The 26183-nt window shown below is 67.3% G+C and carries 28 protein-coding genes; 18 read left to right on the top strand and 10 right to left on the bottom strand.

Features of this window, described 5'->3' with window-relative positions; genetic code table 11:
- The 10 genes from A5790_RS02625 to A5790_RS02580 form a co-directional block, all read left to right on the top strand.
- A partial coding sequence (locus A5790_RS02625; protein WP_066841237.1) for a Rossmann-like and DUF2520 domain-containing protein occupies positions 1 to 805 on the top strand: 805 nt, incomplete at its 5' end.
- Positions 802 to 1734: a pantoate--beta-alanine ligase gene (panC, locus tag A5790_RS02620; RefSeq protein ID WP_066841235.1), complete on the top strand. Its 933-nt coding sequence runs from the start codon at positions 802 to 804 to the stop codon at positions 1732 to 1734. The genes A5790_RS02625 and panC, both read left to right, overlap by 4 nt.
- Positions 1734 to 2141: an aspartate 1-decarboxylase gene (gene panD, locus A5790_RS02615; protein ID WP_066841234.1), complete on the top strand. Its 408-nt coding sequence runs from the start codon at positions 1734 to 1736 to the stop codon at positions 2139 to 2141. The genes panC and panD overlap by 1 nt, the downstream gene beginning before the upstream one ends.
- 4 nt (positions 2142 to 2145) lie before the next feature.
- Complete coding sequence (locus tag A5790_RS02610; RefSeq protein ID WP_066841233.1) at positions 2146 to 2961, top strand: type III pantothenate kinase; 816 nt, start codon at positions 2146 to 2148, stop codon at positions 2959 to 2961.
- Positions 2962 to 3050: 89 nt separating this feature from the next.
- Positions 3051 to 4589 carry a lysine--tRNA ligase gene (lysS, locus tag A5790_RS02605; protein ID WP_066841231.1) on the top strand — a complete coding sequence of 513 codons (1539 nt, stop codon included), beginning with the start codon at positions 3051 to 3053 and terminating at the stop codon, positions 4587 to 4589.
- A 108-nt stretch (positions 4590 to 4697) separates the two neighbouring features.
- On the top strand, positions 4698 to 5039 hold the full coding sequence (lsr2, locus tag A5790_RS02600; RefSeq protein WP_064347878.1) for a histone-like nucleoid-structuring protein Lsr2: 342 nt from the start codon (positions 4698 to 4700) through the stop codon (positions 5037 to 5039).
- A 274-nt stretch (positions 5040 to 5313) separates the two neighbouring features.
- Complete coding sequence (clpC1, locus tag A5790_RS02595) at positions 5314 to 7857, top strand: ATP-dependent protease ATP-binding subunit ClpC (RefSeq protein WP_066810204.1); 2544 nt, start codon at positions 5314 to 5316, stop codon at positions 7855 to 7857.
- A 220-nt stretch (positions 7858 to 8077) separates the two neighbouring features.
- Positions 8078 to 8296, top strand: a complete 219-nt coding sequence (locus A5790_RS02590) for a CbtB-domain containing protein (RefSeq protein WP_066841229.1) — start codon at positions 8078 to 8080, stop codon at positions 8294 to 8296.
- A 19-nt stretch (positions 8297 to 8315) separates the two neighbouring features.
- Positions 8316 to 9113, top strand: a complete 798-nt coding sequence (locus A5790_RS02585) for a CbtA family protein (protein ID WP_066841227.1) — start codon at positions 8316 to 8318, stop codon at positions 9111 to 9113.
- A complete protein-coding gene (locus A5790_RS02580) occupies positions 9110 to 9661 on the top strand; it encodes a histidine phosphatase family protein (RefSeq protein WP_066841225.1) in 552 nt (183 codons plus the stop codon). Before A5790_RS02585 ends, A5790_RS02580 begins: the two co-directional genes overlap by 4 nt.
- A 64-nt stretch (positions 9662 to 9725) precedes the next feature.
- On the opposite strand, the gene A5790_RS02575 is transcribed toward A5790_RS02580, so the two are convergent.
- Both A5790_RS02575 and mhuD read right to left on the bottom strand, forming a co-directional pair.
- On the bottom strand, positions 9726 to 11099 hold the full coding sequence (locus A5790_RS02575) for a serine hydrolase (protein WP_369816208.1): 1374 nt from the start codon (positions 11097 to 11099) through the stop codon (positions 9726 to 9728).
- On the bottom strand, positions 11080 to 11403 hold the full coding sequence (gene mhuD / locus A5790_RS02570; RefSeq protein WP_064399378.1) for a mycobilin-forming heme oxygenase MhuD: 324 nt from the start codon (positions 11401 to 11403) through the stop codon (positions 11080 to 11082). Before mhuD ends, A5790_RS02575 begins: the two co-directional genes overlap by 20 nt.
- 54 nt (positions 11404 to 11457) lie before the next feature.
- On the opposite strand from mhuD, the gene A5790_RS02565 reads away from it, so the two are divergent.
- Positions 11458 to 12243, top strand: coding sequence for an alpha/beta fold hydrolase (locus tag A5790_RS02565; protein WP_066841269.1), 786 nt, complete (start codon positions 11458 to 11460; stop codon positions 12241 to 12243).
- On the opposite strand, the gene A5790_RS02560 is transcribed toward A5790_RS02565, so the two are convergent.
- Positions 12217 to 12471: a hypothetical protein gene (locus A5790_RS02560; protein ID WP_066841223.1), complete on the bottom strand. Its 255-nt coding sequence runs from the start codon at positions 12469 to 12471 to the stop codon at positions 12217 to 12219. The genes A5790_RS02565 and A5790_RS02560 overlap by 27 nt on opposite strands.
- 71 nt (positions 12472 to 12542) lie before the next feature.
- Between A5790_RS02560 and A5790_RS02555 the strand changes: the two genes are divergently transcribed.
- On the top strand, positions 12543 to 13538 hold the full coding sequence (locus A5790_RS02555) for a GlxA family transcriptional regulator (RefSeq protein WP_066841221.1): 996 nt from the start codon (positions 12543 to 12545) through the stop codon (positions 13536 to 13538).
- A 17-nt stretch (positions 13539 to 13555) separates the two neighbouring features.
- On the opposite strand, the gene A5790_RS02550 is transcribed toward A5790_RS02555, so the two are convergent.
- Positions 13556 to 14425: an A/G-specific adenine glycosylase gene (locus A5790_RS02550; protein ID WP_066841219.1), complete on the bottom strand. Its 870-nt coding sequence runs from the start codon at positions 14423 to 14425 to the stop codon at positions 13556 to 13558.
- On the opposite strand from A5790_RS02550, the gene A5790_RS02545 reads away from it, so the two are divergent.
- The gene (locus tag A5790_RS02545; protein ID WP_066841217.1) at positions 14424 to 15044 is read left to right on the top strand and encodes a carbonic anhydrase; all 621 of its coding nucleotides are present in this window, start codon (positions 14424 to 14426) and stop codon (positions 15042 to 15044) included. The two genes, A5790_RS02550 and A5790_RS02545, sit on opposite strands and share 2 nt — an antisense overlap.
- Before the next feature lie 58 nt (positions 15045 to 15102).
- Positions 15103 to 15852 carry a hypothetical protein gene (locus tag A5790_RS02540; RefSeq protein WP_066841216.1) on the top strand — a complete coding sequence of 250 codons (750 nt, stop codon included), beginning with the start codon at positions 15103 to 15105 and terminating at the stop codon, positions 15850 to 15852.
- A 14-nt stretch (positions 15853 to 15866) separates the two neighbouring features.
- On the opposite strand, the gene disA is transcribed toward A5790_RS02540, so the two are convergent.
- The 3 genes from disA to A5790_RS02525 all read right to left on the bottom strand — a co-directional run bounded on the left by disA (position 15867) and on the right by A5790_RS02525 (position 19037).
- A complete protein-coding gene (gene disA / locus A5790_RS02535; RefSeq protein WP_066841215.1) occupies positions 15867 to 16985 on the bottom strand; it encodes a DNA integrity scanning diadenylate cyclase DisA in 1119 nt (372 codons plus the stop codon).
- Between the two features lie 30 nt (positions 16986 to 17015).
- Positions 17016 to 18407 (bottom strand): DNA repair protein RadA, encoded by a 1392-nt coding sequence (gene radA, locus A5790_RS02530; RefSeq protein ID WP_066841213.1) that lies wholly within the window; start codon positions 18405 to 18407, stop codon positions 17016 to 17018.
- Positions 18408 to 18482: 75 nt separating this feature from the next.
- A complete protein-coding gene (locus tag A5790_RS02525; protein WP_066841211.1) occupies positions 18483 to 19037 on the bottom strand; it encodes a hypothetical protein in 555 nt (184 codons plus the stop codon).
- Between the two features lie 340 nt (positions 19038 to 19377).
- On the opposite strand from A5790_RS02525, the gene carD reads away from it, so the two are divergent.
- The 4 genes from carD to rlmB all read left to right on the top strand — a co-directional run bounded on the left by carD (position 19378) and on the right by rlmB (position 22775).
- Complete coding sequence (gene carD / locus A5790_RS02520) at positions 19378 to 19866, top strand: RNA polymerase-binding transcription factor CarD (RefSeq protein ID WP_003888533.1); 489 nt, start codon at positions 19378 to 19380, stop codon at positions 19864 to 19866.
- A gap of 5 nt (positions 19867 to 19871) precedes the next feature.
- Positions 19872 to 20351, top strand: a complete 480-nt coding sequence (gene ispF / locus A5790_RS02515; protein ID WP_066841209.1) for a 2-C-methyl-D-erythritol 2,4-cyclodiphosphate synthase — start codon at positions 19872 to 19874, stop codon at positions 20349 to 20351.
- Between the two features lie 78 nt (positions 20352 to 20429).
- Positions 20430 to 21830 carry a cysteine--tRNA ligase gene (gene cysS / locus A5790_RS02510; RefSeq protein WP_066841267.1) on the top strand — a complete coding sequence of 467 codons (1401 nt, stop codon included), beginning with the start codon at positions 20430 to 20432 and terminating at the stop codon, positions 21828 to 21830.
- Positions 21831 to 22775, top strand: coding sequence for a 23S rRNA (guanosine(2251)-2'-O)-methyltransferase RlmB (gene rlmB, locus A5790_RS02505; protein WP_066841206.1), 945 nt, complete (start codon positions 21831 to 21833; stop codon positions 22773 to 22775).
- Here the strand turns inward: rlmB and A5790_RS02500 are convergent.
- The 3 genes from A5790_RS02500 to mrf all read right to left on the bottom strand — a co-directional run bounded on the left by A5790_RS02500 (position 22772) and on the right by mrf (position 26164).
- On the bottom strand, positions 22772 to 24010 hold the full coding sequence (locus tag A5790_RS02500) for an SLC13 family permease (RefSeq protein ID WP_066841204.1): 1239 nt from the start codon (positions 24008 to 24010) through the stop codon (positions 22772 to 22774). The two genes, rlmB and A5790_RS02500, sit on opposite strands and share 4 nt — an antisense overlap.
- Complete coding sequence (locus tag A5790_RS02495) at positions 24001 to 24921, bottom strand: MBL fold metallo-hydrolase (RefSeq protein WP_066841202.1); 921 nt, start codon at positions 24919 to 24921, stop codon at positions 24001 to 24003. The genes A5790_RS02500 and A5790_RS02495 overlap by 10 nt, the downstream gene beginning before the upstream one ends.
- A gap of 61 nt (positions 24922 to 24982) precedes the next feature.
- Positions 24983 to 26164: a ribosome hibernation factor-recruiting GTPase MRF gene (gene mrf / locus A5790_RS02490; RefSeq protein ID WP_066841200.1), complete on the bottom strand. Its 1182-nt coding sequence runs from the start codon at positions 26162 to 26164 to the stop codon at positions 24983 to 24985.
- Positions 26165 to 26183 lie beyond the last annotated feature (19 nt).

The raw sequence follows: 26183 nt of genomic DNA, 5'->3' as shown, positions 1-26183 counted from the left end.
CCAGCGCCGGCTGCCCGACACCGCGGTGCTTCCGGTCGACGAGGTGGCCAGCCGTTCCGAACTGCTGATCCTCGCGGTGCCCGACGCCGAGCTCGAGAAGTTGGTGTCCGGTCTGGCCGCGACCGGGTCGGTGCGGTCGGGCACGATCGTCGCGCACACCTCCGGTGCAAACGGAATCGCCGTGCTGGCACCGCTGACATCGCAGGGCTGCATACCGTTGGCCATCCATCCGGCGATGACCTTCACCGGCACCGACGAGGACATCGACCGCTTGGCCGACACCTGCTTCGGGGTGACGGCCGCCGACGAGGTCGGATACGCGATCGCCCAATCGCTTGTGCTCGAGATCGGCGGGGAGCCGTTCCGGGTCCGCGAGGACGCGCGCACGCTCTATCACGCGGCACTGGCGCATGCCAGCAATCACCTGGTGACGGTGCTGCTCGACGCGGTCGAGGGCTTGCGGTCGGCGCTGTGGGGCCAGGAGCTGCTCGGCCAGGAACTGGTCGGCGATGCGCCGGGCGGTCTGCCCGAGCGGGTCGTCGGCCCGCTGGCGCGCGCGTCTTTGGAGAACGCGCTGCAACGCGGGCAGGCGGCATTGACCGGCCCGGTGGCACGCGGGGACGCCGCCGCTGTGGCGCGTCATCTGGAAGCCCTGACGGAGGTGAATCCCGAATTGGCGCAGGCATATCGGGCGAACTCATTGCGCTCCGCCCAGCGTGCGCACGCACCGGACGAGGTGGTCGCCGTGCTCGCCGCCGATCCGGACCGCGGCGGGAGCTCGCGACGGACGGAGATGGGCCGATGACCATTCGCAAACCGCAGTTCACGGCGGGCGAACTGAACGTCTACTCGAAACCCGGTGACGTCACGGCGGTCACCAGGGCGCTGCGTGCCACCGGTCGGCGCGTGATGCTGGTCCCGACGATGGGCGCTCTGCACGAGGGTCACCGCATGCTCATCCGCTCCGCAAAGCGTGTCCAGGGCGCCGTCGTGGTGGTGTCGATCTTCGTCAACCCGCTGCAGTTCGGGGCGGGTGAGGACCTCGAGGCGTATCCGCGCACGCTCGACGACGACCTCGCCGCCTTGGGCGAGGAAGGCGTCGAGATCGCGTTCACGCCGACCGTCGCCGACATGTACCCCGACGGCACCCGCACGTCGGTCCATCCCGGGCCGCTCGGTGCCGACCTCGAAGGCGCTTCTCGGCCAACGCATTTCGCTGGTGTGCTGACGGTGGTGCTCAAGCTGCTCAACATTGTCCGTCCCGACCACGCGTTCTTCGGGGAGAAGGACTACCAGCAGTTGGCGCTGATCCGGCAGATGATCGCCGACCTCAACGTCGACACCAGGATCGTGGGTGTGCCGATCGTGCGGGAGGCCGACGGGCTGGCGATGTCGTCGCGCAACCGGTATCTGGACTCCGAGCAGCGCGAACATGCGGGCGCGCTGTCGGCCGCGCTGCTGGCCGGGATGTACGCCGCGGGGGAGGGGACCGCGGCAGCGTTGGACGCCGCACGTGCGGTGCTCGACTCGGTGCCGGCCATCGAGGTCGATTATCTCGACGTGCGCGACCCGATGCTCGGGCCCCCGCCGGAGGTCGGGGCGGCGCGCATGTTGGTGGCCGGCCGGCTGGGGCCCACCAGGCTGGTGGACAACATCGCCATAGATATCGGGGTGCCGTCGGGGGCTGGCCCGGACGTCGCGTTTGACGAGCACGAACTTCCTTGGAGGAACTGATGTTACGGACAATGCTGAAATCGAAGATCCACCGCGCGACGGTCACGAAGGCCGACCTGCACTACGTCGGATCGGTGACCATCGACGCCGACCTCATGGAGGCCGCCGACCTGCTCGAGGGGGAGCAGGTGACGATCGTCGACATCGACAACGGCGCCCGGCTGGTGACGTATGCCATAACCGGTGAGCGTGGCAGCGGCGTGATCGGGATCAACGGTGCGGCGGCGCATCTCGTGCATCCCGGGGATCTGGTTATCCTGATCGCCTACGGCACCATGGAGGATGCCGAAGCCAGGGCGTACCAACCGCGGATCGTGTTCGTCGACGCCGACAATAAGCAGGTCGACCTCGGTCACGATCCGGCGTTCGTACCGGCCGACGCGGCCGAGTTGATATCGCCACGGTGAGACCGTGTTACTAGCCATCGACGTCCGTAACACCCACACCGTCGTGGGTTTGGTGTCGGGTTCCGGAGAGCACGCCAAAGTGGTGCAGCAGTGGCGGATTCGCACCGAATCGGAAGTCACCGCCGATGAACTCGCCCTGACCATCGACGGACTGATCGGCGACGACTCCGAACGCCTGAGCGGGGCGGCCGGGCTGTCGACCGTCCCGTCGGTGATGCACGAACTGCGCGAAATGTTGCGCCAGTACTGGCCGTCGGTGCCGCATGTGTTGATCGAGCCCGGTGTCCGCACGGGGATCCCGCTGCTGGTGGACAACCCGAAGGAAGTCGGCGCCGACCGCATCGTGAACTGCCTGGCCGCCTACCACAAGTACGGCACCGCGGCCATCGTCGTCGACTTCGGCTCGTCGATCTGCGTCGACGTGGTCTCGGCGAAGGGCGAGTTCCTCGGCGGCGCGATCGCTCCCGGTGTCGAGGTGTCGTCTGACGCGGCTGCGGCGCGATCGGCGGCGTTGCGTCGCGTCGAGCTGACCCGACCGCGTTCGGTCATCGGGAAGAACACCGTCGAGTGCATGCAGGCCGGTGCGGTGTTCGGATTCGCCGGCCTGGTCGACGGCCTCGTGCAGCGCATCCGAGACGACGTCGACGGCTTCGGGGGCACCGACATCGCGGTGGTCGCCACCGGGCACACCGCGCCGCTTCTGCTGCCGGATATGCGCACGGTTCAGCATTACGACGAGCACCTCACCCTCGACGGCTTGCGTCTGGTGTTCGAGCGCAACCGCGACAACCAGCGTGGCCGCCTCAAACAGGCCCGCTGAAGGATGATTTCGGTGCCCAACCGGTTGCCAGGTCAGCGTCGACGCACCGAAATTCCTCGTCGGCGCACGTTCATTTAGGCTGGCACGACGTGACCGAACCCGACCCCTCCCGCACCGCACCGGCCGCGGACGCCACAGCCGAGCCTGACCTTCCGGAGCAGTACCGGATCCGTCAGGCCAAGCGTGAGCGGCTGCTCGCCGAGGGGCGCGAGCCGTATCCGGTGGAGATCGCGCGCACCCATTCCCTGGCCGAGATCCGCGCGGCCTATCCGGATCTGGCCGCCGGCGACGAGACGGGCCAGATCGTGGGTGTGGCCGGACGGGTGATGTTCGCCCGCAACTCCGGAAAGCTGTGCTTTGCCACGCTGCAGGAGGGGGACGGCACCCAGCTGCAGGCGATGATCAGCCTCAACAAGGTAGGACAGGAATCGCTGGACGCGTGGAAGGCCGACGTAGACCTCGGCGACATCGTCTTCGTGCGCGGTGAGGTGGTCAGCTCCCGGCGCGGCGAACTCTCGGTCCTTGCCGACTCGTGGCAAATGGCTTCGAAGGCCCTTCGGCCGCTGCCGGTGGCGCATAAGGAGATGAGCGAAGAGGCCCGGGTTCGGCAGCGCTACGTCGATCTCATCGTGCGTCCCGAGGCCAGGACTGTCGCTCGCCAGCGGGTCGCGGTGGTGCGCGCGGTGCGGACGGCGCTGGAACGGCGCGGATTCCTGGAAGTCGAAACTCCGATGCTGCAGACACTCGCGGGCGGCGCTGCGGCGCGGCCGTTCGTGACGCACTCCAATGCGCTCGATGCCGACCTATATCTGCGTATCGCGCCCGAACTGTTTCTCAAGCGCGCACTGGTAGGTGGATTCGAGCGCGTCTTCGAGTTGAATCGGGTGTTCAGAAACGAAGGCGCCGATTCCACGCATTCTCCGGAATTCGCGATGCTCGAGACATATCAGGCATACGGGACCTACGACGATTCCGCCGTCGTGACCCGAGAGATTATTCAAGAAGTCGCAGACGAGGCGATCGGAACACGTGAGGTGCCATTGCCTGATGGCACTGTCTATGATCTTGATGGCGAATGGCAGTCCGTCGAAATGTATCCGTCACTGTCTGAAGCTCTGGGCGAAGAGATCACACCGGAAACACCGGCCGAGAAGTTATGGGCGATCGCCGATCGTCTCGGAGTCGAGATCCCTCGCGACCGGGGTTACGGTCACGGGAAATTGGTCGAGGAACTGTGGGAGCACACCGTCGGGAACACCTTGTGGGCGCCCACGTTCGTCCGTGATTTCCCTGTCGAGACGACCCCCCTTACGCGGCCGCACCGCAGTATTGAGGGCGTCACCGAGAAATGGGATCTCTATATCAGGCGTTTCGAACTGGCGACCGGCTATTCGGAGTTGATCGATCCCGTAATCCAACGCGAAAGGTTCGAAGCCCAGGCGAGGGCGGCGGCCGCAGGTGACGACGAGGCGATGGTCCTTGACGAGGATTTTCTGGCAGCCCTGGAGTATGCCATGCCGCCGTCGACGGGAACCGGAATGGGTATCGACAGATTGATGATGGCCCTGACGGGACTGTCGATTAGAGAGACGGTTTTGTTCCCGATTGTTCGGCGCCACGGCAACTGAACGCCGCGGCGTATGATCTTTGTTGTATAGCGCACACAGATATGGCACATTGGTGCCGGGTTCGATACTTTACTGCGGTCCTGTGATCGCGCAGAAGGGCGTGTTTAAATGGCGAAGAAAGTTACCGTCACCTTGGTCGATGATTTCGACGGCGAAGGTGCGGCCGACGAGACTGTTGAATTCGGCCTCGACGGGGTCACCTATGAGATCGACCTTTCTTCGAAGAATGCCGCAAAACTGCGCGACGCCCTGAAGCCGTGGGTCGATTCCGGTCGTCGGGTCGGCGGCCGTCGGCGCGGACGTGCCGCCGGGTCGGGCCGCGGGCGGGCGGCGATCGATCGCGAGCAAAGCGCGGCGATCCGCGAGTGGGCCCGGCGTAACGGACACAATGTGTCGACGCGTGGGCGCATTCCCGCCGATGTGATCGACGCCTTCCACGCCGCCACGTAGAGGTGCTCCTCACGCGCGCCGTGTCGGTTGTTCGCTAGCCGCGAAGCCATCGGGGCTCGATTGGGAAACGAATCGGCCCACCGATGCGTTGCTCTCCCATAGCGGCGGGTATTCGATCCCGTGCGCGTCGATGCCCCGGGTGTCCGCTTAGAGCAGACCGGCGGGCGGGACGCGCCGCCCTACTGCCCACTAGAGTGGACGGTGGTGTGGTGCGTACTCGAGACCGTTGGGCGCGCGTGGCACCGACCAAATGATGGAGAGCAGGTAACCACCGATGTTTGAGAGATTCACCGACCGTGCCCGCAGGGTCGTCGTCCTGGCTCAAGAAGAGGCCCGGATGCTCAACCACAACTACATCGGCACCGAGCACATCCTGTTGGGACTTATTCACGAGGGTGAGGGCGTAGCGGCCAAGTCGCTGGAGTCGCTGGGCATCTCGCTCGAGGGCGTGCGCAGCCAGGTCGAAGAGATCATCGGCCAGGGCCAGCAGGCGCCGTCGGGCCATATCCCGTTCACCCCGCGCGCCAAGAAGGTGCTGGAGCTGAGCCTCCGCGAGGCGCTGCAACTCGGCCATAACTACATCGGCACCGAGCACATCCTGCTCGGCCTCATCCGTGAGGGCGAGGGCGTCGCAGCCCAGGTGCTCGTGAAGCTGGGCGCCGAGCTCACCCGCGTGCGTCAGCAGGTCATCCAGCTGCTTTCGGGCTACCAGGGCAAGGAGACCGCGGAAGCCGGCACCGGCGGACGCGGCGGCGAGGCGGGCAACCCGTCCACCTCGCTGGTGCTCGACCAGTTCGGCCGCAACCTGACCGCGGCCGCGATGGAGGGCAAGCTCGACCCCGTCATCGGCCGCGAGAAGGAAATCGAGCGGGTGATGCAGGTGCTGAGCCGTCGCACCAAGAACAACCCGGTGCTGATCGGCGAGCCCGGCGTCGGCAAGACCGCCGTCGTCGAGGGCCTGGCGCAGGCCATCGTGCACGGCGACGTGCCCGAGACGCTGAAGGACAAGCAGCTCTACACGCTGGACCTGGGGTCCCTGGTGGCGGGCAGCCGGTACCGCGGCGACTTCGAAGAGCGCCTGAAGAAGGTCCTCAAGGAGATCAACACCCGCGGCGACATCATCCTGTTCATCGACGAGTTGCACACGCTGGTCGGTGCGGGTGCGGCCGAGGGCGCCATCGACGCCGCTTCGATCCTGAAGCCGAAGCTGGCCCGCGGCGAGCTGCAGACCATCGGCGCCACCACGCTCGACGAGTACCGCAAGTACATCGAGAAGGACGCCGCGCTGGAGCGTCGCTTCCAGCCGGTGCAGGTCGGTGAGCCGACCGTCGCGCACACCATCGAGATCCTCAAGGGTCTGCGCGACCGCTACGAGGCGCACCACCGTGTCTCGATCACCGACGGCGCCATTGCCGCGGCGGCCACCCTGGCCGACCGCTACATCAACGATCGGTTCCTGCCGGACAAGGCGATCGACCTGATCGACGAGGCCGGCGCCCGGATGCGCATCCGGCGTATGACCGCGCCGCCAGACCTGCGCGAGTTCGACGAGAAGATCGCCGACGCGCGCCGGGAGAAGGAGTCCGCGATCGACGCGCAGGACTTCGAGAAGGCGGCCAGCCTGCGCGACAAGGAGAAGCAGCTCGTCGCGCAGCGTGCCGAGCGCGAGAAGCAGTGGCGCTCAGGTGATCTCGACGTTGTCGCCGAGGTCGACGACGAGCAGATCGCCGAGGTGCTCGGCAACTGGACCGGCATCCCCGTGTTCAAGCTGACCGAGGAGGAGACCACCCGGCTGCTGCGCATGGAGGAGGAGCTGCACAAGCGGATCATCGGCCAGGAGGACGCCGTCAAGGCGGTCAGCAAGGCGATCCGGCGTACCCGTGCAGGCCTGAAGGACCCGAAGCGGCCGTCCGGTTCGTTCATCTTCGCCGGCCCGTCCGGTGTCGGTAAGACGGAGCTGTCCAAGGCGCTGGCCAACTTCCTGTTCGGCGATGACGACGCGCTCATCCAGATCGACATGGGCGAGTTCCACGACCGGTTCACCGCCTCGCGGCTGTTCGGCGCCCCTCCGGGCTACGTCGGCTACGAGGAGGGTGGCCAGCTCACCGAGAAGGTGCGGCGCAAGCCGTTCTCGGTCGTGCTGTTCGACGAGATCGAGAAGGCCCACCAGGAGATCTACAACAGCCTGTTGCAGGTCCTCGAGGACGGCCGCCTGACCGACGGCCAGGGCCGCACAGTCGACTTCAAGAACACCGTGCTGATCTTCACGTCGAACCTGGGCACGTCCGACATCTCCAAGGCGGTCGGGCTGGGCTTCTCCCAGGGTGGCGGAGACAACAACTACGAGCGGATGAAGCAGAAGGTCAACGACGAGCTGAAGAAGCACTTCCGCCCGGAGTTCCTCAACCGTATCGACGACATCATCGTGTTCCACCAGCTGACCCGCGACGAGATCATCAAGATGGTCGACCTGATGATCGGCCGCGTGTCCACTCAGCTGAAGGCCAAGGACATGACGATGGAGCTGACGGACCGGGCCAAGGAGTTGCTGGCCAAGCGCGGGTTCGATCCCGTGCTCGGCGCGCGGCCGCTGCGGCGCACCATCCAGCGCGAGATCGAGGACCAGCTGTCGGAGAAGATCTTGTTCGAGGAGATCGGCCCCGGCCAGCTCATCACGGTCGACGTCGACAACTGGGACGGCGAAAGCGCCGGAGAGGACGCGGTGTTCACCTTCAAGGGCACCAAGCGGCCGGCTCCGGTGGCCGAGCCGGACCTGGCCCAGGCCGGTGCGGCAGGCGCTGCAGGCCCAGCCGAATAGCGGCATCACGCAGAGAGAACGGGCGGTACCCACACGGGTGCCGCCCGTTTTCCGTCCGATCCCGCTACCGCTGGACCGAGTGGTTAGGATGTGCGATGTTATCGGCGGGCGAAGGAATCTGGTGAGAATCCAGAACGGTCGCGCCACTGTGTCAAGTCAGACCCGACGCTCGCCGTCACCTTAGAACTCGGGACGCGAAAATCCCGGAAAGGACACCGACATGACCTCACCCGACGCCCGCAAAAGCGTTGCACCCGCACTCGACCTGTCCGCCACCGGAGCGGCCGTGTGGCTGTCGGCAACCACCTTCCTGGCGCTGTTGGTGCTCTACTTCATCGGCTTGGACCAGGGCGCGACGTCGGTGTTCGGTGCGGACAACACCGCGATCCACGAGTTCGTGCACGACGCTCGCCACCTGCTCGGCTTCCCCTGCCACTGACGGGCCGAGGTAACCGAACATGGAAAAGCAGATCATCTGGCGTGGCCTGCTCGCAGGTGCCGTCGCCGGCGTGCTCGCGTTCGTCTTCGCGCGCATCTTCGTCGAACCGCAGATCGACCTGGCCATCGCCTATGAGGACGGTGTCGGGGCCGCGCACGAGGCGCTGGAACACGCCGAAGGCGCGGGTCATAGCCACGGTGAGGGCGGCGGATTCGAGCGCGCCGTTCAGATGAACATCGGTATGGGGCTGGGCGTATTGCTGTTCAGCCTGGCGATCGGCGCGATCTTCGCGGTGATCTTCGCCGTGGCCTACGGCCGCATCGGCAATATGTCGGCACGCCTGCTGTCGGTGTATGTGGCCGGCGGAATGCTGTTGAGCCTGTACGTCGTTCCCGCCCTGAAGTATCCCCCCAGCCCGCCTGCTCTGAGCCTGGACGAGACCATCCGCCAGCGCACGCTGCTGTACCTGCTGACGGTGGTTTTGTCGGCGGCGCTTCTGGTCGGCGCGGTGTATCTGGGCCGACGGCTGGCCGAACGCCTGGGGACATGGAATGCGGCGCTGGCCGCTGCGGGGTCCTACATCGTCGCGGTGGCGGTCGTGATGCTGGTGCTGCCGAGCATCAACGAGACACCGGGACCGTTGACCGACGACGCCGGAAACATTGTCTACGAGGGCTTCCCGGCGGATGTGCTCTATGAGTTCCGGCTGTACTCGTTGGGCACCCAGATCGTCATGTACACGACGATCGCATTGGTCTTCGGTGCGATGGCCGCGCGGCTGCTCGAACAGAACCGCCGGGAGAGCATCCCTGCGTGACTGAGGTCGTCCGGCTGACGCTCGTATCGCACGCGCTGACCGATGCGATGTCGGCCGGACGATTCCCCACCGACGAGCCGTTGAACCCGGCCGGCCACCGGCAGGTCGACGCGTCGATCAACCTCGGCGTCGTCGACGCGGCTCTGTGCGGTCCCGAGAAGCGCACCAGGCAAACCGCCGAACTGCTCGGCCTGCAGGCCGAGGTGGAAGGGCGGTTGGCGGACCTGGACTGCGGCCGGTGGCGCGGCGACGTGCTGAGCGGGGTGCGACCGGCGGATCTGGCGATCTGGCTGACCGACCCCACCCGGTCGCCGCACGGCGGCGAATCGGTTGTCGAGGTGGTCGACCGGGTTCGCGACTGGATGGACTCGTTGACCGACCGTCGCAGCAGGCTCGTGGCGGTGACACATCCGGCGGTGATCCGTGCCGCGATCCTCATCGCGCTGGACGCTCCGCCGAAGTCGTTCTGGCGCATCGACATTGCCCCGGTGAGCCGGACGGTGATGCACTTTCGCGGGCACGCCTGGACGCTGCGGTCGAACCGCTGATCAGCCTGAGCGGTCGAACCGCTGATCAGCCTGAGCGGTCGAGCTAGAGCGGTCGAAACGCCGTTCAGCCGATCGGCACCAGGTCGAAGGTCTGGCGCACGATCGACAACAACCACCCCGCGGCGGTGGGGCTGCGGTAGCGGGGCCAGTTCAACTGGAAGCTGACCACCCACGGCTGCCCCGTGTGGTCGACGGCATACCAGCTGAACGTCAGATCACCGGGCAGGTTTCCACCCTTGGCGCCGATGTAGCCCCACTTGGACCCGTCGAGATCGATGCCGGGTATCGCCGACAGGATGTCCTTCACCGGCGCGGCCTCACCCACGGCGGCGGCCTGCAGCGCGATGTGCACACGGCAGATGTCGGCGGCGCTGCCGTACCACTCCGCCCCGAAGTTCGACGCCGGGGTATGCGTGCGCTGCGGATCCGGTTCGTACGGGCGGGAATTGGTCTGCTGGAGCAGTTGCGCCCGGACTTGCGGGCTGCCCTTTTCGACCGCTTGGCGCCACTGCTCGCGCAGATCGGGCCGGCCCCAGCCGACTGAGAACATCTCGTGCATGGTCGGAAACGGCGTCATGCTGGCGGGGTCGTGATGGCGCGCCAGGACCAGTGCCCGCTCCACAGCGCCGGTCCCCAGACGGTCGATGAGAAGGTCGGTGGCCATGTTGTCGCTGGCCGATATCATCTGCTGCGCAGCGGTTCTCACCGACACCCGGGAGCCGGGAGGGAGTTCTTCCAGGCCCGCGGAGCCGACCGCCTTGGCCCGCTTCGTGACGGTCAGCGGGTCGGTCCACTTCAGGGTGCCCGCCTTGACCGCCTCGGCGACCGCGAGCAGCACGTAGAGCTTGAAGATCGATGCCAACGGCAACGACAGTTCGGTGTTGGTCCCGGCCACCACGTCGCACTTCGACTGGTCGGCAACGACCTTCGACACCTGGTACGAGTAGCGGGCCCCAGATTTCGTGATCTCGGTGTCGATATCGGACCATTCGTCGATCTCCGGCGGGCGCAGCGTCACATCGAACCGGTCCACCATGCCGGCGTCGTTGGTGCGAAGGTCGATCTCCTGGGCGACGCCGTACGACGTCACCACTCCGACCTCGGCTTGTCCGGCCCGGATGTCGACGTCGGTCACCTTGAACGGCCGGTCCCACCAGATCCGGTCGAGCTTGGCGACGATCTCGTCGACTTTCTCGGGCTCCGCCATCGTGCGCACGCCCACGGGTCCGATCGGCCAGTCGGAGTTGAGCATGTCCAGCGTCTGCTTGGCCCGCAGCCCCTGGGGCGTGTTGATTTCGATGGGCGTGCCGTACGCGGCGTCGGCCGGTGCAGGCCCGACTTCCGCGCAGCCGCCGACGGCGACGACCAACGAGGCCGCGACCGTCAGCGCAAGCGCCCGGCACGCGATGAGCGAGCCTTTACTTGTCAGCACCCGCAACGTCGAGGACGACCTCGAACTCGAGCAGAGACGCACCGGTGGCCACCGGGTTTGCCTGCTGGCCCTTGTGGGCTTCGATGGCCGGGCCCGTCGCCCAGGCCTGGAACGCCTCCTCGGACTCCCACTGCGTCACCACGAAGTAGCGGTCCTCGCCCTTGATGGGGCGCAGCAGCTGAAAGCCGAGGAAGCCGGGCTGGTTGTCGACGGCGTGGGCCCGGTGCGCGAAGCGCTTCTCCAGTTCGGGACCGGCATCGGGCGGTACCTCGATCGCGTTGATCTTCACGACGGGATTCTGGCTTGCCATGCGCATCAGGCTACCGAATGCATCGGGGTCACCCGGAGGCACGATGATGTCGGGATGCAGTCACCAGGCGGTACGCGGGCCCCGCTCACCCACCGCGGCGGCAGGGGGCGACCGCTCGTCCTGGTGCACGGGCTGATGGGGCGCGGCAGCACGTGGTCGCGCCAGTTGCCGTGGTTGACCCGGCTGGGTGAGGTCTACACCTACGACGCGCCCTGGCACCGCGGCCGCGACGCCGACGATGTCGGGCCGATCAGCACCGAACGGTTCGTCGCCGAACTCGGCGACGCGGTGGCGAGCATCGGCCAGCCGGCGGTCATGATCGGTCACTCGATGGGCGGTTTGCATTCGTGGTGCCTGGCCGCGACGCGACCCGATCTCGTGGAGGCGTTGGTGGTCGAGGACATGGCACCGGACTTTCGCGGCCGCACCACCGGGCCCTGGGAGCCGTGGCTGCATGCGTTACCGGTCGAATTCGATTCCGCCCAGAGGGTTTACGACGAGTTCGGTCCGGTGGCGGGCCAGTATTTCCTCGAGGCGTTCGATCGCATTCCAGGCGGTTGGCGCTTGCACGGCCGAACGGACGTCTGGATCGATATCGCCGCGGAATGGGGCACCCGCCACTACTGGCGCGAGTGGCAGGGCGTCCGCGTGCCGGCATTGTTGATCGAGGCGGGTAACTCGGTCACCCCGCCGGGACAGATGGCCCAGATGGCGGAGTCCGGCCCGCACACGACGTATCTGCGGGTGCCCGAGGCCGGTCACCTCGTCCACGACGATGCGCCGCAGGCCTATCGGCAGGCGGTCGAGTCGTTTCTAGCGACGCTCTCCGAGCGCACCTGAGGAAGGCCAGACGGGGTGGCGCTCAAAACGGGTGCGGATCGCGTCGATGTCGCGCTCGAGACGCAACAGGTCGCGGTCGTCTTCGAACACCCGGCCTGCCATCGGCGCGGCCATGCGGAACTGGTCGCGGTGCAACCGCAGGTACCCGGAGCGGCTGGCCGCCCAGGCGAACGCGGCTGCGACCGCGACCGGGGAAACGAGAACCAGAAGTGCCAGTAAAGTGCTCATGGCAGTAATTCTTCGACAGGCAAAATCCCGCCAACAGTGGCAGCAATGACACTTTGCGATAAAATGCTGCCATGTCAATCAGGAGCGTATCGACGCTCGTCCTGGACGATCTGGCGATATTCGAGTTCGGCGTCATCTGCGAAGTCTTCGGCATCGACCGCTCCGGCGACGGCGTCCCCAACTTCGACTTCAAAGTGTGCGGTCCGGTTCCCGGCAAGCCGCTTCGCACCTCCGTCGGCGCGACGCTGACCCCCGACCACGGCCTGGACGACCTGATCGGCGCCGACCTGGTCGCCATCCCGGCGATCGGAGGGTCCCAGTACCTGCCCGAGGCGTTGGCCGCCGTCCGGGCCGCCGCCGAGTCGGGATCGATCATCCTCACCGTGTGTTCGGGAGCGTTCGTCGCAGGCGCCGCCGGTCTCCTCGACGGAAGGAAGTGCACGACGCACTGGATGCACGCCGACGAACTCGCGCGCAGGTACCCGACGGCCAAGGTCGACCGCAACGTGCTGTTCGTCGACGACGGAAACCTGATCACCAGCGCGGGCACGGCAGCAGGTATCGACGCGTGCCTGCACCTGGTCCGGCGTGAGCTGGGCAGCGAGGTCACCAACAAGATCGCGCGCCGCATGGTGGTGCCGCCGCAACGAGACGGTGGTCAACGCCAGTACATCGACCAGCCGATTCCAGTGCGGTGTTCGGAACGCTTTGCGCCGCACCTGGATTGGATACTGAGCAACCTCGACAAGCCGCACACGGTCGCCACCCTGGCCGCCCGCGCGCACATGTCGGCGCGTACTTTCGCCCGCCGGTTCGTGGAGGAGACGGGACGTACCCCGATGCAGTGGGTGACCGACCAACGCGTGTTGTACGCGCGAACCCTGTTGGAGGAGACCGATCTCGACGTCGACCGGATCGCCGAGCGCAGCGGTTTCGGGACAGCGACGCTGTTGCGGCACCACTTCCGCAGGATCATCGGGGTGACACCGTCGGACTACCGCCGCCGGTTCTCATGCAGCACTTGTGAACCCGAGCCCGACACCGATACGGAAATGGCCTCGGCCTGACCTCATGCCGTGCGCGCTCAGCCGCCTTCACCGGCGAGTGCGAAGCGGCCGTCGGCGGTCTGTTCGACGAGGCCGTCGACCAGAAGCGAGTCCAGCGCGCGGTCGCGTTGTGCGGTGTCGGACAGCCACGCGACGTCCAGCTGCGCTCGGGTGACCGGAGAGGCGTTGTCCCGCAGGACATCCAGCAGCCTGCCCCGGACCTGCCGGTCGGTGCCCGCATAGCGTTGAACGCGCCGTGCCGGCGAAGGCGACGCAGGGAAGCCCCGAGACCGCCACGCGCACGTACTCAGCGGGCACAGCCCGCAACGGGGCGCCCGCGCGGTACACACCGTCGCGCCCAACTCCATCAAGGCGATAGAGAACTTGGGCGCCAGAGCGGTTTCGGGCAGAAGAGCCTCGACATCGGCAAGGTCGCGCGTTGACGACGCCGCGTCAGCTCGACCGTGGACGACCCGGGTTACCACCCGCCGAACGTTGGTGTCGACCACCGGTACCCGGTCGCGGTATGCGAAGCAGGCGATGGCCCGCGCGGTGTAGGCCCCGACGCCCGGCAGCGTCAGCAGCGTCTCGACGTCCGACGGTACGACGTCGTCGTACTGCTCGGCGATCACCGTCGCGCATTCGTGTAACCGCTTGGCGCGGCGCGGATAGCCGAGCTTGCCCCACGCCCGCAGGATGTCTGCGGCGCTTGCCGCCGCGGTCGCCGACGGTGTGGGCCACCGCTGCACCCACGCGAGCCAGACCGGTTCGACGCGTGAGACCGGCGTCTGCTGCAGCATGAATTCGCTGACCAGGATCTGCCACGGGGTGACCCCCGGCCGGCGCCACGGCAGATCTCGCTGTTCGCGGTCATACCAATCCACCAACTGGGGCACAATGTCGGTCATGCCCAACACCAGCCCAGTGACCGCGTGGAAAGCACTCAAAGAGGGTAACGAGCGCTTCGTCGCCGGCAAGCCCCTGCATCCCAGCCAAGGCGTCGAGCACCGCGCCAGCCTGGCCGGTTCCCAGAAGCCGACCGCGGTGGTGTTCGGCTGCGGAGACAGCAGGGTCGCCGCCGAGATCATCTTCGACCAGGGGCTCGGCGACATGTTCGTGGTGCGCACCGCCGGGCACGTGATCGATTCGGCGGTGCTGGGCTCGATCGAGTACGCGGTCGCGGTGCTCGACGTGCCGCTGATCGTCGTGCTCGGCCACGACAGCTGCGGGGCGGTGAAGGCAACGCTGGGGGCGCTCGACGAGGGCGTGGTGCCTGGCGGTTATGTCCGCGACATCGTCGAGCGCGTGATGCCGTCGATCCTGTTGGGTCGTCGCGACGGGCTGACCCGCGTCGACGAGTTCGAGGCTCGTCACGTCAGCGAGACCGGCGCCCAACTGCTGTCCCGCTCCACGACCGTCTCCGAACAGGTGGCCGCGGGCGAGCTGGCGATCGTCGGCGTCACCTATCACCTCGCCGACGGCCGGGTGGTGTTGCGGGACCACCTCGGCGACATCGGCGAAAGCTGAGGGCGACACGCCGAGCGACCTCGACCGATAAGGCGTGACCTGGCCTTACCGTGAGGTTGTGCTGGATCTGGAACCGCATGGCCCGCTACCGACGCAGATTTACTGGCGTCGCAGGGCACTGGCGTTGGGCATAGCGGTCCTCGTGATCGGCGTGATCGCGGCCATCGTGGTCGTGGTCGTGAAGAACACCGGGGGCTCCGAGACGAAGGGCGCCGACGCTGCGGCAGGCGAAACGACGCCGCTGCCGGGGGAGAACCCCGAGGTGAAGACGCCGGTGATGCCGCCGGCGCAGGACGCACCGCCGCCCACCCCGACACCCACCGCGGCCGTCACACCGCCGCCGATCCTCAACGAGGGCGACGACTGCCCCGACTCGACGCTGGCGGTCAAGGGCATCACCAACCAACCGCAATACGTCGTCGGTGAGCAGCCCAAGTTCACGATGGTCGTCACCAACATCGGGCTCGTCGGCTGCAAGCGCGACGTCGGCGCTGCGGTGCTGGCCGCCTACGTCTACTCGCTGGACAACGCCCGGCTCTGGTCCAACCTCGATTGTGCGCCGTCGAACGAGACGCTGGTCAAGGCGTTCCAGCCCGGTGAGCAGGTGACCACCGAGGTCACCTGGACGGGCATGGGATCGGCTCCGGGCTGCCCGCTGCCGCGTCAGCCCATCGGGCCGGGCACCTACAACCTCGTCGTCCAGCTGGGCAATCTGCGGTCGGCCACGGTGCCGTTCATCCTCGCCGCGCCGCAGTCGCCGGAGCACGGTCAGGGCGTCGCCCCGCCGCCGGGACCCGTCCCCAACTGAGGTTCGGCGCAGATTCAGGCCAGCCGGTCGGCGATCGTCGACTCGGCCAACTGCGACAGGCCCTCCCGGATGTGGCGCGCCCACATCGAGCCGATGCCCTCGACCGACTGGAGGTCGCCGGCGCTGGCCGCCAGCAGGCCCTGTAACGACCCGAACGAGCGCACCAGCAGGTCGACATGCGCGAACTGCAGGCGGGGGATGCCGGCCATCGCGCGGTAGCCGCGCGAGCTCATCGCCGAATCCTGCGCCTCGATCGTGGACGGGTAACCGAAAACCCTTGCCAGCGTCGTGAAGTCGAGGAGCTCACTGTCGGAGAGCCCGTCGAGCTCCTCGAGGGTGGCGCTCACCTGCGCCGCCGATGGAGGGTCCGGGTTGGCGTGATAATCGCGCACGATGAGCTCGCGGGCGGTGTCGTTGTCGCCGACGAGCTCGTCGAGCTGCAGTTTGAGCTGACGGCCGTCTGTGCCGAGTTCGACCACGTACGAGTCGATTTCGAGGCTGATACGGCGGACCATCTCGAGTCGCTGCACCACGGTCATCACGTCGCGCAGCGTGACGAAGTCTTCGATCTCGGCGGTCGAGAGCTGCCTGCTGACCTCGTCGAGGCGCGTCTTGTACCGCTCGAGGGTGTCGATCGTCTGGTTCGCGCGCGACAGGATCGTTGCCGAGTCGGGGACCACGTGCCGCTCACCGGCAACGTACACGGTCACGATGCTCATCGAGTGACTCACCGAGATCACCGGATAGCCGGTCTGGATGGCCGTGCGCTCGGCGGAGCGGTGCCGGGTTCCGGATTCCTCGGTCGGGATCGACGGGTCGGGAACCAGTTGCACGTTGGCCCGCAGGATGTGGGCGCCGTCGCTGGACAGCACGACCGCGCCGTCCATCTTCGACAGCTCCCGCAAGCGTGTCGGCGCATAGCGGACGTCGAGGGAGAAGCCGCCGTCGCAAATAGCCTCGACGCTCTCGTCGTAGCCGATCACGATCAGGGCGCCGGTGCGGCCGCGCAGGATGCGCTCCAGCCCGTCGCGCAGCGCCGTTCCCGGGGCCAAGCGGGCGATCGTCTCGCGCATGGTGGGCCGCGCCAACGGCACCACCGTGCGTCCCGATCTGCCACCCGACTTCACGGCCATCGCCCCTCCCTAGGATCGGCCGTCATTGCTCTATCTTTGCTGATCTTTGCTGATATCGCGCAAAACCCGCAACGCCGAGCCGATGTCGTGGGCGGTGATCGCCCGCAATCCCGCGGGCACCGAGCTCACGCCGGGTGGTACGACCGCCGAGGTGAAGCCGAGCCGGGCCGCCTCGGCCAGGCGTCGGTCCATGCCGGTGACCCGGCGTAGATCGCCCGCCAGGCCCACCTCGCCGATTGCCACGGCGGCGGCCGGCACGGGCAGGTCCATCTTCGAGGACGCGATGGCCACCGCGATCGCCAGGTCCGCCGACGGATCGGTCAGCCGCATCCCGCCCACGGTCGACAGGTAGATGTCGTGGGCGCCCACCGACAGGCCCGCGTGCTTGTCCAGGACCGCGGTGATCATCGCGGCACGCGAGGAGTCGATTCCGCTGACGGCGCGGCGGGCGGTCCCGTTCGCAGGCGCCCCGATCAGCGCCTGCACCTCTCCGATCAGCGGACGCTTACCGTCCAGGGTGACCGTGATCGCCGTTCCCGCAACGGGTTTGGGTCGTTGGTCGCGAAAGAGGCCGGACGGGTCGGCCACGCCTTCGATCCCGTTGTCGTGCAGAAGGAAACAGCCGACTTCGTCCGCGGCGCCGAAGCGGTTCTTGATGCCGCGGACCATCCGAAGCGACGATGCGCGGTCGCCCTCGAAGTGCAGCACGACGTCGACGAGATGTTCGAGCGAGCGCGGCCCGGCGATCGCACCGTCCTTGGTCACGTGGCCGACGAGGATCAGCGCGACGCCGGATGTCTTGGCCGCCATCGTCAAAGCGGTGGTCACCGCGCGTACCTGGGTGACGCCGCCGGTGACGCCGTCGGCCTCGGTGGTGGACATGGTTTGCACCGAGTCGACGACCACCAGGCTGGGCTGCACCTCGTCGATGTGTGCAAGTGCTGTGCCCAGATCCGATTCCGCGGCCAGGTATACCTCGTCGTGAGTGCAGCGCGTCCGTTCCGCCCGCATCCGGATCTGGCCTGCCGACTCCTCACCCGATAGGTACAGCGCCCGTTTCCCTGCCGCCGCCCACCGGTGCGCGACCTCCAACAGCAGCGTGGACTTGCCCACACCGGGATCGCCGGCGAGCAGCGTCACCGATCCGGGCACCAGGCCGCCGCCGAGCACCCGGTCCAACTCGGTGACACCGGTGTGGCAGTGACGGGTGCGCCCGGGATCGATCGAGCTGATCGGCACGGCCGCTGAGGAGGGGGCGACCGAACGTCGCGCTCCGGCTCCGGCTACCGCGGACAACACGCCCACCTCGTCGACAGTGCCCCAGGTGCCGCATTCGGGGCAGCGGCCGACCCACTTGAGGGTTACGTGGTGGCACTCCGAGCAGCGGTACTGCGAGCGCGCTTTGGCGCCACTTTTGGCCACGCGTTGACGGTAGCCGTCGCCTCCGACAGACAGCGACAGAAACTCAGCGCCGAGCGGTCGTGTCGCGGACTTCGCTCAGTGCCCGCCGCCGTGTCCGCCCGCTTCGGCGGCTTCGTCTCGACGCGGCGTCTCACCGGCGGAGATCGGCACCCGCACGGTCGCCTCGCCCGCCTTCTCGAACTTGAACGTGAAGTCGTAGAGCAGGCCGTTGGTGATCGGCTTGCTCAAGGTGACCATGGCTTCGGCGGCTTCTGCGGCCTCGACGCTCTCCAATGGGGTGATCTGTCCGTCCGGTGCGCCGACCGTGAGCATGCCGCCCGCGGGGACAGTGGTGTCACCGGTCAGGGTCACGGTGCCGACCTCGGAGGTGACCGACTCCAACTTGTCCGCCTCTTCAGGCGACGTGTTGGCCGCCACGAAGATGAGCTCGACCTCTTTGCCCGGCCGGACGAAGTCGGTCACTTGCTGGGCCCGCAGGTGAACGTTGCGCAACGCGATCTCGCCGAGGTTCGCGCTGGTGCCGTTGACGGCCGGCTCCTGCGTGGTCATCTGGGAGACCTGTCCCGAACTGCAGCCGACGAGCGCAACGGCAGCGGCCAACCCGCAGGCGGCCAGTTTGAAGCGGTCCACTCTTGCCTCCTGCTCGGGCCGTCGAAGCGACCGATCCGGTCGGTCACGGGTTTCGACTATGCAGAGTAGTAGGTGCGTGCGGGCGGCGGTAGCTGAGGTCCGGCACGCCGTCGGGAATCCGCGGGCGGCATGGCGAAAGTGGCACCGGAAGTCCCACTGCCCCATGCTCGATGCCCCGCCCCAGCTACTGGATGGACGTCTCGAAGACGCCTGAGCCATGCATGGATTCGTCGGCGTGTCAACCCCTAACGTTCCCCCGAGGTGCCCCTGACCTGCACCGTTGGTCCACCCCTGTCTGGGCACCGTGCTAGCATTGAGATGTGAAAGGGGCTCGAAACTGATGATTTTCAAGGTCGGAGACACCGTTGTTTATCCCCACCACGGTGCTGCGTTAATTGAGGCGATCGAAACCCGGACCATCAAAGGCGAACAGAAGGAATACCTCGTCTTGAAGGTCGCTCAGGGGGACCTCACGGTTCGAGTGCCAGCCGAGAACGCAGAGTATGTCGGGGTGCGCGACGTCGTCGGACAGGAGGGCCTGGACAAGGTTTTCCAGGTGCTCCGTGCCCCCCATACCGAGGAACCGACCAACTGGTCGCGGCGGTACAAGGCCAACCTCGAGAAGTTGGCCTCGGGTGACGTGAACAAGGTCGCCGAAGTGGTCCGCGACTTGTGGCGACGCGATCAGGAGCGTGGCCTGTCGGCAGGTGAGAAGCGGATGCTGGCCAAGGCGCGACAGATCCTGGTGGGCGAGCTTGCTCTCGCCGAGAACACCGATGACGAGAAGGCCGCGACCATCCTCGACGAGGCACTCGCCGCCGCTTCCTGAAGCCGATGACGAGCCTGCCAAGGGTCGGGCTCGGCACCGACGTACACCCCATCCAGGCGGGGCGGCCGTGTTGGCTGCTGTGTCTGCTGTTCGACGGGGCAGACGGCTGCGAAGGCCACTCCGACGGTGATGTCGCGGCGCACGCGCTGTGCGACGCGCTGCTTTCCGCCGCCGGTCTCGGCGACCTCGGCGAGGTCTTCGGAACCGGTCGCGACGAGTGGCGCGACGCCGGCGGCGCCGACATGCTTCGGCACGTCCACGGGCTCGTCACCGATCAGGGCTTTCGAATCGTCAACGCGGCAGTGCAGGTGATCGGCAACCGTCCGAAGGTCGGTCCGCGCCGCATCGAGGCGCAGACGCTCCTGTCCGAACTGCTCGACGCCCCCGTGTCCGTCAGTGCGACCACCACCGACGGCCTGGGTCTGACCGGCCGTGGTGAGGGTCTGGCGGCGATCGCGACCGCGTTGGTGGTCGACCGCGATTAGGCCTGTAAGCTGGCCCTTCGTGATTGGGGGCGAACGATTGGGTGCCGTGAATCAGACGAACGGTTGGGCGGTCAGCGCGTGACCGACCTGCGGCTGTACGACACCATGAGCGGTGCCGTCCGCGACTTCGTTCCCGTGCGTCCCGGGCACGCCTCGGTCTACCTCTGCGGAGCCACGGTTCAGGGTCTGCCCCACATCGGACATGTGCGCAGCGGAGTCGCCTTCGACGTGCTTCGGCGCTGGCTGATGGCCAAGGGCTACGACGTCGCCTTCATCCGCAACGTCACCGACATCGACGACAAAATCCTCAACAAGGCCGCCGACGCGGGACGGCCGTGGTGGGAGTGGGCCGCCACCTATGAGCGCGCGTTCTCGGCCGCCTATGACGCGCTCGGGGTGATGCCGCCGTCGGCCGAACCGCGCGCCACCGGACACATCACCCAGATGGTCGAGCTGATCGAGCGGCTGATCGAGCGGGACCACGCGTATGTCGGTAACGGCGACGTCTACTTCGACGTACTCAGCCTGCCGGGCTACGGCAAGCTGTCCGGTCACAAGATCGACGATGTGCACCAGGGTGAGGGCGTAGCGACCGGCAAGCGCGACGAACGCGATTTCACCTTGTGGAAAGGCGCCAAACCCGGTGAACCGTCCTGGCCGACGCCATGGGGTCGTGGAAGACCGGGCTGGCATACCGAATGCGTCGCGATGTGCCAGGCGTATCTCGGCGCGGAGTTCGACATCCACGCCGGCGGCATGGACCTGGTGTTCCCTCATCACGAGAACGAGATCGCCCAGGCCGAGGCGGCCGGCGACCCGTTCGCCAGGTACTGGCTGCACAACGGCTGGGTGACCATGGGCGGCGAGAAGATGAGCAAGTCGTTGGGCAACGTGCTCGCGATTCCCGCTGTGCTGCAACGTGTCCGGGCCGCGGAGTTACGCTATTACCTGGGCAGCGCGCACTACCGGTCGATGCTGGAGTTCTCGGAGACGGCGCTGCAGGACGCGGCGAGGGCCTACACCGGTATCGAGGACTTCCTGCACCGCGTGCGCAACCGGGTTGGCGCAGTCGTACCCGGCGTTTGGACTCCGAAGTTCGCCGAGGCGCTCGACGACGACCTGTCCGTTCCGATCGCGCTGGCCGAGGTGCACGCCGCGCGCGCCGAGGGCAATCGCGCGCTGGACGCCGGTGACCACGAAACGGCCCTGACGCAGGCGATGTCGATCCGCGCGATGATGGGCATCCTCGGGGCGGACCCGCTCGACGAGCGCTGGGAATCCAAGGACGAGACGTCGGCCGCACTGGCCGCGGTCGATGTGTTGGTGCGCGCGGAGGTCGAACGGCGCGAGGACGCACGGGCGCGGCGGGACTGGGCCGAAGCCGACGCGATTCGTGATCGCCTCAAGGAAGCCGGGATCGAGGTCACCGACACCGGCGACGGTCCGCAGTGGACGCTGCTCGACGGGCACACGAAGTAGATGGCCGGAAACTCCAAGCGCAGAGGCGCGGTACGCAAGCCGGGAACGAAGAAGGGTCCGACGGTCGGGTCCGGCGGCGTTAGGCGGCGCGGTCTGGAAGGCCGCGGCGCCACTCCGCCCGCGCATATGCGTCCCCACCATCCGGCGGCGAAGCGGGCGGCCAAGGCGGCGAAATCCCAGCCGCGTCGGCAGGGCAAGAAAACCGACGACACCGAGGTGGTGCTGGGACGCAATCCGGTCCTGGAGTGTTTGCGCGCGGGGGTGCCCGCGACGGCGCTGTACGTCGCGCTGGGTGCGGACGCCGACGAGCGATTGACCGAATCTGTCCAGATCGCCGCGGACGCGGGGATCTCGATCCTCGAGGTCGCGCGCCACGACCTCGACCGCATCGCCACCAACGGTCTGCATCAGGGTGTGGCGCTTCAGGTTCCGCCGTACTCGTACGCGCATCCGGACGATCTGCTCGCGGCCGTGACGGCCGATGGCGCCTCGGCGCTGCTGGTCGCATTGGACAACATCTCCGACCCGCGCAATCTCGGTGCGATCGTGCGTTCGGTCGCCGCGTTCGGCGGTCATGGCGTCCTGATTCCGCAGCGCCGGTCGGCCTCTGTGACCGCGGTCGCGTGGCGTACCAGTGCGGGTGCCGCCGCGCGGCTTCCGGTCGCGCGGGCCACGAATCTCACCCGCACACTGAAGAACTGGGCCGACGAGGGCCTGCAGATCGTCGGCTTGGACGCCGATGGCGACATCACGGTCGACGAACTTGACGGCTCGGGACCGATCGTCGTCGTGGTCGGCTCCGAGGGTAAAGGGCTTTCGCGCCTGGTGCGGGAGACCTGCGACGCCGTGGTCTCGATCCCGATGGCCGGCCCCACGGAGTCGTTGAACGCCTCGGTGGCCGCGGGCGTCGTGCTCGCCGAGATCGCCCGTCAGCGCCGAGGCTAGAGGCCGAACAACCGCAGCGCCACCCACAGGCCGGCGACCGCGGCCACCAGCGTGGCGGGTACTGTGCACAGTCCGATGCGGCTGAACTCACCTGCGGTGGTTGTCATTTCGCGGCGTACGACGCTACGCCAGAGCAAGTTGGCCAGCGAGCCGACGTAGGTGAGGTTCGGTCCGATGTTCACTCCGATCAACACCGCCAGCACGGCGCCCGGTCCCGATGCCGACACCAGCGGCAGTAGCACCAGCACCGCGGGCAGGTTGTTGACGACGTTCGACAGCAGCGCCGCGACGGCCGCGATCCCAAGCAGCGCGAGCAGTCCGTGACCGCTGGGCAGCAGGCCGCGCATCGCGTTGTCGAGACCGTTGACCATGACGGCGTCGACCACGATGCCGAGGCACAGCACGAAAAGCAGAAACGGCACATCGGCTGCGGCTGCCATCCGGGCGACGGTCGTGTGGCGTCGCGTCAGGCTCCACCCACCGAGCACGACGACTCCGCCGAGTGCCGCCCAGGCCGGCGAGACTCCGAGCATCGAGGTGACGACGAATCCGGCCAGCGTCAAGCCCAGTACGACAAGGGGAAACACGGGGACGTGCACCGTATCGTCGGGCACCGGCCGGGGCGCGATCGAGAGCTGCTTCCGGAAAAGCCAACGCAGCGCGACGAATTCGACGACGATGGCCAACAGCCAGGGCAGTGTCATGAGCGCGGCGAAGTGCAGGAAGGTAATGCCCGCCGCGGTGAACGCCAGCAGATTGGTCAGGTTCGACACCGGTAACAGCAGCGACGCGCTGTTGGCCAGGTGCGCGGTCGCATAGGCATGCGGGGTGGCCGGCACCGACAGCATGCGGGCAGTGGCAAGCACGACGGGGGTCAGCAACAGCACGGTGGCATCCAGGCTCAGGACCGCCGTCGTCGCCGCGGCGATCGCGAACACCCCTGCCAGCAAGCGGTTCTGGCTGCCGTCGGCGGCACGCGCCAACGCCGCACCCGCTGCGCGGAACACTCCCTCGTCGGCGCACAGCCGCGCCAACACCAGAACGACCGCCAAAAAGCCCACCACCGGCACCAGGCGACCGACCTCCGCGGCGGCCTCGTCCAGCGAGACGATGCCGGCGCCGATCAGCAGCGCGGCCACGGGTACCGCCACGACGGCTTCCGGCCATTTGTGCGGGCGGGCCACCGCGAAACCCAGTATGACCGCCAGGGCGGCCACCGCCAGGATCAGATCCACGGATCGGCAGGCTGCCACAGCGTGGGCAGGTGCAATGCGACGCCATCGTCGTAGGCCAGCCGCGACAACACCCGCATCGAGACGTCGAGGTCGTCGGCTGCGTAGGGAAGCGCGCGCAGTGGTTCGTGCAGGGGACGGAAGAAGTCATCCCAGTGGATGAGCACCACGCGGCGCGCGCCCACGGTCCGCACGGTTTCGCGCCAGTAATCACGCAGGTAGCGCTCCGGCTGCAGTCCGAGCTGGCCGACTCCGAGGTACGCGACATCGGCGCGGTGTCCGGCCAGTGCGCCGGCAACGAATCCCGCACTGCCGACGATCAGCAGACGACGATCCGACGGACGGTGACGAACCAGCGTGGACCACGCCTCACCGCACCGGTACGCCGACACCCTGACCGGCGGCACGACCGGACCGGTGATGACACCCGGAAACCGGTCGGGCGGGCAGTGATCCCCCTCGATGAGCGTGACCTCGTAAGCGCCCAGCGCGACGGGGTCGCCGGGGCTGACGACCACGATGCGGTCCTCGGGCAGCCGGTGGCCGCGGCCCACGTGGGCGGCGGATTGGCCGCCGACAAGTCGCGCGCCGGTCCGCTCGGCGACAGCCGCACTGTCCATCGTGTGGTCGTAGTGGGTGTGTACGGGAAGGACGGCCTCCAGCCGGTCGATCCGCAGGCGGGTGAGGCAGCCGTCGATGCGCGGTTCCGCCGGTGACAGCCGCCGCAGCCCGACTTCGGCCAGGCTCGGGCGTGAGAAGAAGCCGTCGGTCAGCAGCGCCGATTCGCCATCGTCGATCAGCAGCGTCGTGACGCCCGCCCAGGTGACCCTCAGCGGCGTATCCGCACCCGCCGGCGGGACGTCGAAATAGCGCTCGTAATCCGCCAGGTTGGGCCTGCCGAGTTTGAGACGCATAGCGCCAACTCTAAGTGGCCAACGCTATGGTGCGCTCGATCGTGACTGTCGACCGCGTCCTTCACCGATCCTCCCCTTCGTGCCGGCTGCTGATTTCGCCGGCATGTTCGGCCCTGTCGTCACACGGATCCTCGTGCCAGTCGCCGAAAGGGTCTGCATATGCGGGCCATTCGTGTGGGCGCGCCCATTCCTCGTCGGTGAGCAGTGCCGCGCGTAACGCGTCGACGATTTCCTCTGGTTCCGCTCCGCGCACCAACACGGTGATCGAAACGTGACGGTCGCCGAGACGGCCGTCCCAGTCGGCGGCAGCGAGCGCAACACGTTGCGGGTCTGCGTAGGTCCGCTCGGTTTCGCTCATTGCGGCCAGCCATCGACCCGCATACTCGAACCGCATACCTCCGCCGGCTGATTCGAGCCACATGACATCGTCGAACCGGTTGGCCAACCACAGCCGTCCCCTCGTGCGCACCACGCCGTCGAGAAGCACCTCCAGCGCGTCGTGCAGTCGCTGGGGATGGAATGGCCGACGGGCAGAGAACAGCAACAACCCGATCTCGCCGTCGGCATCCAGTGACGGCTGTCCGGCGAGCAGCGGGTCGTGCGGGTGGTCGCTGCGTCCGCGCCTGCTGTCAGGCTCGAGGTTGGCCAGCGCCATCTCGATGCGTTCAGAACCGACCGTCAGGCGCGCACGAGGTGCCAACCGTCGCAGTACTTTCAGTGTCTGCGCATGAGCTTGGTCCAGTACGAGCGTGTCGGCGAATTCGGCCTGCCCGACAGCCACCTGCGCCACGGTCCGTCCGTCGTCGAGGTCGTGGTCGCCGGTCGCCTGAGTCAGCCAAACGGCAGAGTCGACGCAGGTCACCACCGCCTCGATGCGCACGTCACGAGCCGCTGGTGCGTCGATGTAGCCAGGACCCACGTGCACCCGCACGTTGTTGATCGCCCAGCACACCGGTTCGGGCTCAAGCCATGGCATGAGTTGCACCGCAATGCGATTGACATCGCCGCGGCGGTGTAGTCGGCGCAGCAGCGCCAGTAGGTCCTCGCGCACGGTGCAGGTCACGCATCCGCGGACCAACTCGATGTTCCAAGCCGTGGTGCCCGACGACGTCGTGACGGTACGCACCACGACTTGACCGTCGTATCCATGTCTGACGACCACCGTGCCGGTCGCCCGGGCCAGCACGGTGGCGACGCCTTCTGTGTTGCCTTGCCCGCAGATCAGCACCAGTGGAGTGCGCACAGCGACCCCTTCCTCAGTT

It is taken from the genome of Mycobacterium sp. 852002-51152_SCH6134967 (assembly GCF_001667105.1).
GTDB classification, from domain to species: Bacteria; Actinomycetota; Actinomycetes; order Mycobacteriales; family Mycobacteriaceae; genus Mycobacterium; species Mycobacterium neumannii_A.
This window is presented reverse-complemented; position numbering and strand designations above follow the sequence as displayed.